At 46.8% G+C, this 1,175-nt stretch carries 1 protein-coding gene; it reads left to right on the top strand.

Features of this window, described 5'->3' with window-relative positions:
• The coding region (locus A3739_RS25565) for an AAA family ATPase (RefSeq protein ID WP_156502835.1) at window positions 1–1,175 on the top strand (1,175 nt) is incomplete at both ends.

The following is a 1,175-nucleotide window of genomic DNA, read 5'->3' as shown; positions in this document are numbered from 1 at the left end:
TGAATTGGCAAAACAGGAAGGCCAAATCATCTTATTTATCGATGAAATTCATACCATGGTGGGCGCTGGCAAGGGCGAGGGTTCGATGGACGCAGGTAATATGCTCAAACCAGCTTTATCACGTGGTGAATTGCACTGTGTCGGCGCGACAACCTTGGATGAATATCGCGAGTACATTGAAAAAGATGCAGCGCTTGAACGCCGTTTCCAAAAGGTGGTGGTCGATGAGCCGACCGTTGAGGATACGATCGCGATTCTAAGGGGATTAAAAGATCGGTATGAAGTGCATCATGGCGTTGAAATTACTAACGCTGCGATTATCGCTGCAGGTAAGTTGTCTCATCGTTATATCAGTGACCGACAATTGCCAGACAAAGCTATTGATCTAGTAGATGAGGCTGCGAGCCAAATTCGTATGGAGATGGATTCGAAGCCAGAGTCCTTAGATAAGTTAGAGCGTCGACTCATTCAGCTCAAAATTGAACGAGAAGCTTTAAAGAAAGAAAAGGATGAAGGTTCAAAGAAATCCTTGTTAGAACTTAACAAACGTATTGAGACTGTCGAAAAAGAATTTGCCGATCTTGAAGAAGTTTGGACGTCAGAAAAAGCTGCCTTGCAAGGTTCGCAGCAAGTGAAAAGTCAGCTAGAGCAGGCGCGTGTTGAGCTTGATACAGCGCGTCGTAACGGTGATTTAGGACTTATGTCGGAACTGCAATATGGCAAAATTCCGGAGTTAGAGCGTCAGTTAGACATGGCGAGCCAGGCGGAGATGGTTGGTATGACCTTGTTACGTAACCGCGTGACAGAGGAAGAGATCGCCGAGACGGTTTCGAAATGGACAGGGATTCCTGTTTCGAAAATGCTAGAAGGCGAGAAAGAAAAGCTATTACGTATGGAAGATGCTTTGCATGAGCGCGTGATAGGGCAGCAAGAAGCGGTTAATGCGGTTGCTGATGCGGTACGTCGTTCTCGCGCAGGTTTGTCTGATCCGAATCGACCGAATGGTTCTTTCCTATTCCTTGGGCCAACAGGCGTGGGTAAGACTGAGTTGTGCAAGTCTTTGGCAAACTTCTTGTTTGATACTGAAGAAGCAATGGTTCGTATCGATATGTCTGAGTTTATGGAGAAGCACTCGGTCGCGCGATTAATCGGTGCTCCTCCTGGTTACGTGGGCT

The sequence above is a fragment of the Oleiphilus sp. HI0067 genome (assembly GCF_001635735.1).
Note: the sequence above shows the minus strand (reverse complement) of the source record. Positions and strands in the feature narration are given on the sequence as shown.